Here is a 7,777-nt window from a genome sequence, read left to right as displayed (position 1 = left end):
TCGCCGCGTTCGGAGACCCGAATCACTGACTTGTGTCAGCTCATCGGGCTCTCCTTACTTGCTGTCTTGCTGTAACTTCATTTACCTGAAGAGTAGCTCCGATGATTCTCTTCACTTATTCTTAAAATCTAAATAATCCTCAAAAGGAATCTCCGGGTGCGCTCACGTATTGCCACACTCGATTTTGCCCGTGGCCTGGCCATTTTTGGCATTCTTCTGCTCAACATCAGCGCGTTCGGCTTACCGAAGGCCGCCTATCTGAATCCGGCCTATGCCGGTCTTCCTTCAGCTTCTGACGCCTGGACCTGGGCGGTGCTCGACGCCGTCGCGCAGGGTAAATTCCTGATGATGTTTGCCATGCTGTTTGGCGGCGGTTTGTATTTGCTGCTGCCGCGTGGCAAACACTGGATCCAGTCGCGTCTTTCGATTTTATTATTGTGCGGCCTGATCCACGCCACATTGTTGTGGGATGGCGACATTCTGTTGTCCTACGGACTGATTGGTCTGGTGTGCTGGCGTATGGTAAGGGAAGGGCGCAGCAGCCAGTCGCTGGTTTCGACCGGGATTATTTTGTATCTCATCGGCGTCGCGGTACTGGCGATTTTGGGCGTGATTTCTTCACCCAAAGCGGGAAGTTTTTGGCTGCCGGGACCGGCTGAAATTCAGTATGAGCAATACTGGCGGCTGAAAGGCGGCTGGGAAGCTATTCACAACCGGCTGGATCTCTTATCTTCAAGTTTGCTGGCGATTGGTGCGCAATACGGCTGGGAACTGGCGGGCGCAATGTTGATCGGCTCCGGGCTGATGCGCAGTGGATGGCTGAAAGGCGAATTCAGCGAGCGGCATTACCGCAAAGTGGCGGCGGCGCTGTTACCGCTTTCATTGGTGATACAAATTCCGGCGATTTACCTGCAATGGAAGAGCGGCTGGGATTACCGCTGGAGCGGCTTTTTGTTGCAGGTTCCACGTGAAATTGGCTCGCTGATGCAGGCCGTCAGCTATCTGGCGCTGTGTTATGGCTTCTGGTCGGTGATTTCGCGCTGGCGGCTGGTTCACTGGATTTCTCAGGTTGGCCGCATGGCGCTGACCAATTACCTGTTACAGACGCTGATATGCACCACGTTCTTCAATTTCTTCGGCTTCTTCCTGCACTTCGACCGGCTGCAACTGCTGGCGATGGTGCCGCTGGTCTGGGCGTGCAACCTGCTGGTAACGCTGCTGTGGCTACGTTATTTCCGTCAGGGGCCTCTGGAATGGCTATGGCGAAAACTGACCATTAAAGCCTCGGGCGTTGAGATGAAAACGGCTTGAGGTGTGTGCTGATATATCACCCTAAATTATAGATTTGAGATGGACGTTGCAGAATTGTATGTAAACGTTTTCTTTCCTGTGACGTGATTCACGCAGGCGTTATCGCAAAATGTTTAGGATAGCGGTCGTGCCAGTCTGACGACCACTACACTAAAAAAGGAAACGCCATGAGCACTTCACCTCGCTTCTCTTTGTCTGCATTTTTTACCTCCTGGGTTAACCATTTCCGTATTCCTCCGTACCACTCTCTGGCTGATGACGGGGCGACAAATGGTCACCATTCGTGATGTCGCCCGTCTGGCGGGCGTGTCTGTCGCCACTGTTTCCCGTGTTCTGAACAATCCGTCTATCGCCAGTAAAGAAGCCCGCGAGCAGGTTTTGCAGGCCGTCGCCACGCTGGGATACCGGCCTAACGCCAACGCACAGGCGCTGGCAACGCAAACCAGCGACACCATCGGCGTGGTCGTGATGGACGTATCAGATCCCTTTTTTGGCGCGCTGGTGAAAGCGGTTGATACCGTCGCCCAGCAGCATCAGAAATACGTTCTGATAGGTAACAGCTATCACATTGCCGAAAAAGAAAGGCATGCCATTGAAGTCTTGATTCGCCAGCGCTGTAACGCGCTCATCGTGCATTCCAAGGCGCTTGGTGATGATGAGCTTTCTCGCTTTATGGATCAGGTTTCCGGCATGGTGCTGATTAACCGCGTTATTCCGGGCTACGAGCATCGCTGCGTGTGGCTCAATAACGTCAGCGGGGCAGAAATGGCCACGCGTCTGTTGCTGTCTCAGGGACATCAGCGCATCGGCTATATCGGCTCAAGCCACGGCATTGAAGATGATTTGCAGCGCTATCAGGGTTATTTACAGGCCATGACGCAGGCACATCATTCTGCCGTTGCTCCTCCCGCGGCCTGGCGCGCGCAAAGTTCGCCGGATTTGCAGGGCGGAGAGGCAGCGATGGTCGAACTCCTCGGACGCAATCTGCATCTGAGCGCGGTCTTCACGTATAACGATTCGATGGCGGCGGGGGCGATGGCAGTGTTGAAAGAAAACGGAATTAACATTCCTGACGATTTCTCACTGGTAGGTTTCGACGATATTCCGATTGCCCGGTACACCAGCCCGAAAATGACGACGGTGCGTTACCCGATTGTCTCAATGGCGACGCTCGCCACCGAACTGGCATTAAAAGGTGCGGCAGAACAGTTAGCTACGGGCGTTTCGCATTGTTTTATGCCGACGCTGGTCAGACGCCATTCAGTGGCGCCGTGGCAAAATGTGGCACCCGTCACTTATTGATCAAATAACGCGATGTAACCGTTTTCAATCTGTGAGAACTTTCACAGTTTATTAACATCGCGGCCTTTATGATGCATTCGTTTTCAACATGATTCACTTTGTGTCCGGCGTTACCGGACTGGTTTCACAGCGAGTCAGGACGTTATAAGTCAAGGATGGCAGGCACCCACAATCATGACGTGGAGCTGTACTGCTCCCGCAGGGATTTCCGGTGCCAAATTCTGTAACACCCTACATAACCGGAGATACAAATGAATAAAAAGGTTTTCACACTGGCTACTCTGGCTGCGAGCATGATGTTTGGTTTTGCCGCACACGCTGCTGATACTAAAATCGGTGTCACCATCTATAAATACGATGACAACTTCATGTCTGAAGTGCGCAAAGCCATCGAGAAAGATGCAAAAGCTTCTCCAGATGTGCAACTGCTGATGAATGACTCGCAAAACAGCCAGTCCACCCAGAACGACCAGGTTGACGTTATGCTGGCGAAAGGGGTTAAAGCCCTGGCCATTAACCTGGTTGACCCGGCTGCTGCCCCGGTCATTATTGAGAAAGCCCGCGGTGCTGGCATTCCTGTCGTTTTCTATAACAAAGAACCTTCCCGTAAAGATTTAGACAGCTACGACAAAGCCTATTACGTCGGGACTGACTCTAAAGAGTCTGGCGTTATCCAGGGTGAGCTGATTGCTAAACACTGGAAAGCGAACCCGGCCTGGGATTTGAACAAAGACGGCGTGATCCAATATGTGCTGATTAAAGGTGAACCTGGCCATCCGGATGCTGAAGCGCGTACCAAATACGTCATCAGCACTTTGAATGGTAAAGAAGGCCTGAAAACTGATCAGCTGCAACTTGATACAGCAATGTGGGATACCGCTCAGGCGAAAGACAAAATGGACGCCTGGCTGTCAGGTTCTAACGCTAACAAAATCGAAGTGGTTATCGCCAACAACGATGCAATGGCAATGGGCGCTGTAGAAGCACTGAAATCGCATAACAAATCCAGCATTCCGGTCTTCGGTGTGGATGCGTTACCAGAAGCGCTGGCACTGGTTAAATCTAACGCGATGGCCGGTACTGTGCTCAACGATGCAAGCAACCAGGCTAAAGCAACATTTGAGCTGGCTAAAAATCTGGCTGAAGGTAAATCAGCAGCCGATGGCACCAGCTGGAAAGTTGAAAATAAAGTCGTTCGTATTCCTTACGTGGCTGTAGATAAAGATAACCTGTCTACTTTCACCAAATAAGACGGACTTTTTAGCTTTACGCAGTAAGTATTAAGACTGACAGACAGCAATAAAGAAAAACAAAGCTAAGCAGTGGCAATTAATATTGCGGTTAAGCCGTAAAAAAACAGTAAGTGTTATAAGACGTTAATGCTTGTCTGACAGGACGTCATGTCATAATGCAGCCGGCAGGTTCGCTTACCGGCTGCATTACTGACATCAGGTATTAATACATCCGTTTATTTTTATCTTTAGCCAGGTACAACTATGGCCGATATTTCGTTATCTGACACAAAAACAGAAAAGCCAGGTGAATTTCTGCTGGAAATGAGCGGCATTAATAAATCATTCCCGGGCGTTAAGGCGTTAGATAATGTGAATTTAAAAGTGCGTCCGCATTCCATCCATGCCTTAATGGGGGAAAATGGCGCGGGTAAATCCACATTATTAAAATGCCTTTTCGGAATTTACAGTAAAGACTCCGGTACGATTCTATTTCAGGGACAGGAAGTCAATTTTAAAAGCTCCAAAGAAGCGCTTGAACAAGGTGTGTCGATGGTGCATCAGGAATTAAACCTGGTGTTACAGCGTACGGTCATGGACAACATGTGGCTGGGACGTTATCCGACTAAAGGCATTTTTGTCGATCAGGACAAAATGTACAAAGACACCAAAGCGATTTTTGATGAGCTGGATATTGATATCGATCCGCGTGACAAGGTCGGTAAGTTGTCTGTTTCCCAGATGCAGATGATCGAAATCGCCAAGGCGTTTTCCTACAATGCCAAAATCGTCATTATGGACGAACCGACATCTTCCCTGACGGAAAAAGAAGTGAACCACCTGTTCACGATTATCCGTAAGCTGAAAGATCGCGGCTGCGGCATTGTGTATATTTCTCATAAGATGGAAGAAATTTTCCAGCTGTGTGATGAAATCACCATCCTGCGTGACGGCCAGTGGATTGCGACTCAGCCGCTGGAAGGCCTCGACATGGACAGAATCATTTCCATGATGGTAGGCCGTTCACTGAGTCAGCGCTTCCCGGATCGCCAGAACGTGCCCGGTGAAGTGATCCTTGAAGTGCGTAATCTGACCTCACTGCGTCAGCCTTCGATCCGTGATATTTCCTTTGATTTACACAAAGGAGAAATTCTCGGGATTGCCGGTCTGGTTGGTGCGAAACGTACAGATATCGTCGAGACATTATTTGGCATCCGTGAGAAAGTTTCCGGCACCATTAAACTGCACGGCAAAAAAATTAATAATCACAGCGCCAATGAAGCCATTAATCACGGGTTTGCGCTGGTGACTGAAGAGCGTCGTTCCACCGGTATTTATGCCTATCTGGATATCGGTTTTAACTCGCTGATTTCGAACATCCGTCAATATAAAAATAAAGCCGGATTGCTCGATACCACTCGGATGAAAAGTGATACCCAGTGGGTTATCGATTCCATGCGGGTGAAAACGCCAGGGCATAAAACCAGTATTGGCTCTTTGTCTGGCGGGAACCAGCAAAAAGTCATTATCGGGCGCTGGCTATTAACCAATCCTGAAATATTAATGCTGGATGAACCAACTCGCGGGATTGACGTTGGCGCTAAATTTGAAATTTACCAGTTAATCACCGAGTTGGCTAAAAAAGAGAAGGGGATCATTATTATCTCCTCTGAAATGCCTGAGTTGCTGGGTATTACTGACAGAATATTGGTTATGAGTAATGGACAGGTTGCGGGTATTGTTGAAACAAAAACGACTTCGCAGAACGAAATATTACGCCTGGCCTCCTTGCATCTCTAATTTTTAAGGGTTCTTATTATGAAAGCATTAAATAAGAAAAGCGTGCTCACTTATTTAAAAGAGGGCGGGATTTATGTGGTATTGCTGGTCTTACTGGCCATTATTATCATTCAGGATCCAAGCTTCCTCAGTCTGGTTAACCTGAGTAACATTCTTACGCAATCTTCTGTGCGCGTGATTATTGCGCTTGGCGTGGCGGGGCTGATTGTCACGCAGGGTACTGACTTATCAGCCGGTCGTCAGGTCGGTTTAGCGGCGGTTGTCGCGGCAACCATGTTGCAGGCGATGGATAACGTCAACAAAGTCTTCCCGCATCTGGAAGTGGTGCCGATCCCGCTGGTTATCCTGACCGTGTGTATTGTTGGTGCGCTGATCGGTTTGCTTAACGGCATTATCATTGCTTACCTGAACGTAACGCCGTTTATCACCACGTTGGGTACCATGATTATCGTTTACGGGATTAACTCCCTGTATTACGACTATGTAGGCTCCTCACCGATTGCCGGTTTTGATCCGGGCTTTTCGAAGTTCGCACAGGGCTTTATCCACCTGGGCGGCCTGAAGCTTTCCTACATCACCTTCTACGCAGTCATTGCTATCGCCTTCGTCTGGGTGCTGTGGAACAAAACACGTTTTGGTAAGAACATCTTCGCCATCGGCGGCAACCCGGAAGCGGCGAAAGTTTCAGGCGTTAACGTGCCGTTAAACCTGATTATGATTTATGCGCTGTCAGGTGTGTTCTATGCCTTCGGGGGGTTGCTGGAAGCAGGGCGTATCGGCAGTGCAACCAACAACCTCGGCTTTATGTATGAACTTGATGCTATCGCCGCCTGCGTGGTCGGCGGCGTGTCATTTGCCGGTGGTGTGGGTTCTGTGGCCGGGGTCGTAACTGGTGTGCTGATATTCACCGTCATCAACTACGGTCTGACCTATATCGGCGTTAACCCTTACTGGCAGTACATTATCAAAGGCAGCATCATCATCTTCGCGGTGGCGCTGGACTCTTTGAAATACGCCAAGAAGAAATAAATGATCGGGTTATAAAAGAGAAGGCCGCTTATGCGGCCTTTTTGCTGTCGTAAATTCGGTTCTTACTGCCTGAACGGATTTCTGCCCACCGGTTTCGGCGGTTCAGGCCGGGGTGCCGTTGCGGCATCCTCAGTTTCGGCCTGAGCGGCTTCATTGGCTTCCTGCTCAGCTTTCAGTTTTGCGGCTTCCTCTGCGGCGGCTTTGTCCGCAGCCGCTTTATCTGCTGCTGCCTTGTCGGCTGCGGCTTTGGCGATGGCGGCTTTCTTCTCGGCTTCCAGCTGCTGTTGCAGGGCCAGCACTTGTTCAGGTGTCACTGCCGGATAACCCTGTGCATCGTCGGGAATATTGTGCACCGCGGGAATGGGGATCAGCGGCCCGAGGAAGCGGGGTTCGCGTTTAAGCAGATACAAATCCGTCAGCGCGCCGAGGCGGGCGAAGATCTCGCGGCTGCGCACGCTGAGCATATTTTTCGGTGAAGGCACGGCAAAACACTGCGCCTGAATACCCATGTGCAGTGCGATAAACAACGCACGTTCACAATGGAAACGCTGGGTAATGATGATGAAATCGTTGGTGTCGAAAACTTTACGGGTGCGCACGATGGAATCGAGCGTCCGGAACCCGGCATAGTCGAGCACGATGTCACTGGCTGGAATGCCGGCGGCGATCAGATCCCGGCGCATGGTGCTCGGTTCGTTGTAGCTTTGCTGTGCATTGTCGCCGCTCAGCAGCAGGTATTTCACTTTGCCGCTGTTGTAGGCGTTGATCGCGCCCTGAATGCGGTAAAGGTAATACTGATTGATGACGCCGGTACGGTAATACTTGGAAGTGCCCAGAACGACGCCAACCTGGCGGTGAGGCAGGGTCTGCACTTCGTCATAAATGTAAGGCTGGGTGCGCAGGCTTATCCACTGATCAAGCCCGATAGCGACCGCCAGCATCAGAATAACGATGCCGGTAACGCCAGCTATAAGTCGCTTAATCATAGGTATCCCTGTTTATGATCGGATTGAAATCGGATCCAAGGCTACTTTACCTGTTTAGGGGACGCAATACGTCGCACTCTGTAACCACCGGCATCGCGGGTTTTTTCAGCACTTTTC

General features: G+C 50.4%; 6 protein-coding genes. 5 read left to right on the top strand and 1 reads right to left on the bottom strand.

What is annotated here, in order from left to right:
- Window positions 1–156: 156 nt before the first annotated feature.
- The 5 genes from yeiB (at window position 157) to mglC (ending at window position 6,674) form a co-directional block, all read left to right on the top strand.
- A complete protein-coding gene (gene yeiB / locus J8X26_RS08495; RefSeq protein ID WP_208950646.1) occupies window positions 157–1,311 on the top strand; it encodes a DUF418 domain-containing protein YeiB in 1,155 nt (384 codons plus the stop codon).
- 270 nt (window positions 1,312–1,581) lie between these two features.
- Window positions 1,582–2,613, top strand: coding sequence for an HTH-type transcriptional regulator GalS (galS, locus tag J8X26_RS08490; protein ID WP_152324227.1), 1,032 nt, complete (start codon window positions 1,582–1,584; stop codon window positions 2,611–2,613).
- A gap of 251 nt (window positions 2,614–2,864) precedes the next feature.
- Entirely contained in the window at window positions 2,865–3,863 is a 999-nt protein-coding gene (mglB, locus tag J8X26_RS08485; protein WP_208950645.1) for a galactose/glucose ABC transporter substrate-binding protein MglB, read from the top strand.
- Between the two features lie 246 nt (window positions 3,864–4,109).
- On the top strand, window positions 4,110–5,645 hold the full coding sequence (mglA, locus tag J8X26_RS08480) for a galactose/methyl galactoside ABC transporter ATP-binding protein MglA (protein WP_152324226.1): 1,536 nt from the start codon (window positions 4,110–4,112) through the stop codon (window positions 5,643–5,645).
- Between the two features lie 18 nt (window positions 5,646–5,663).
- The gene (gene mglC, locus J8X26_RS08475) at window positions 5,664–6,674 is read left to right on the top strand and encodes a galactose/methyl galactoside ABC transporter permease MglC (RefSeq protein ID WP_120163900.1); all 1,011 of its coding nucleotides are present in this window, start codon (window positions 5,664–5,666) and stop codon (window positions 6,672–6,674) included.
- Window positions 6,675–6,736: 62 nt separating this feature from the next.
- Here mglC and sanA read toward each other — a convergent pair whose 3' ends face one another.
- Complete coding sequence (gene sanA, locus J8X26_RS08470) at window positions 6,737–7,660, bottom strand: outer membrane permeability protein SanA (protein WP_152324225.1); 924 nt, start codon at window positions 7,658–7,660, stop codon at window positions 6,737–6,739.
- Window positions 7,661–7,777 lie beyond the last annotated feature (117 nt).

Origin of the sequence: Rahnella sp. ChDrAdgB13 (assembly GCF_017655185.1) — a bacterium.
Lineage (GTDB): Bacteria > Pseudomonadota > Gammaproteobacteria > Enterobacterales > Enterobacteriaceae > Rahnella > Rahnella contaminans.
This window is presented reverse-complemented; position numbering and strand designations above follow the sequence as displayed.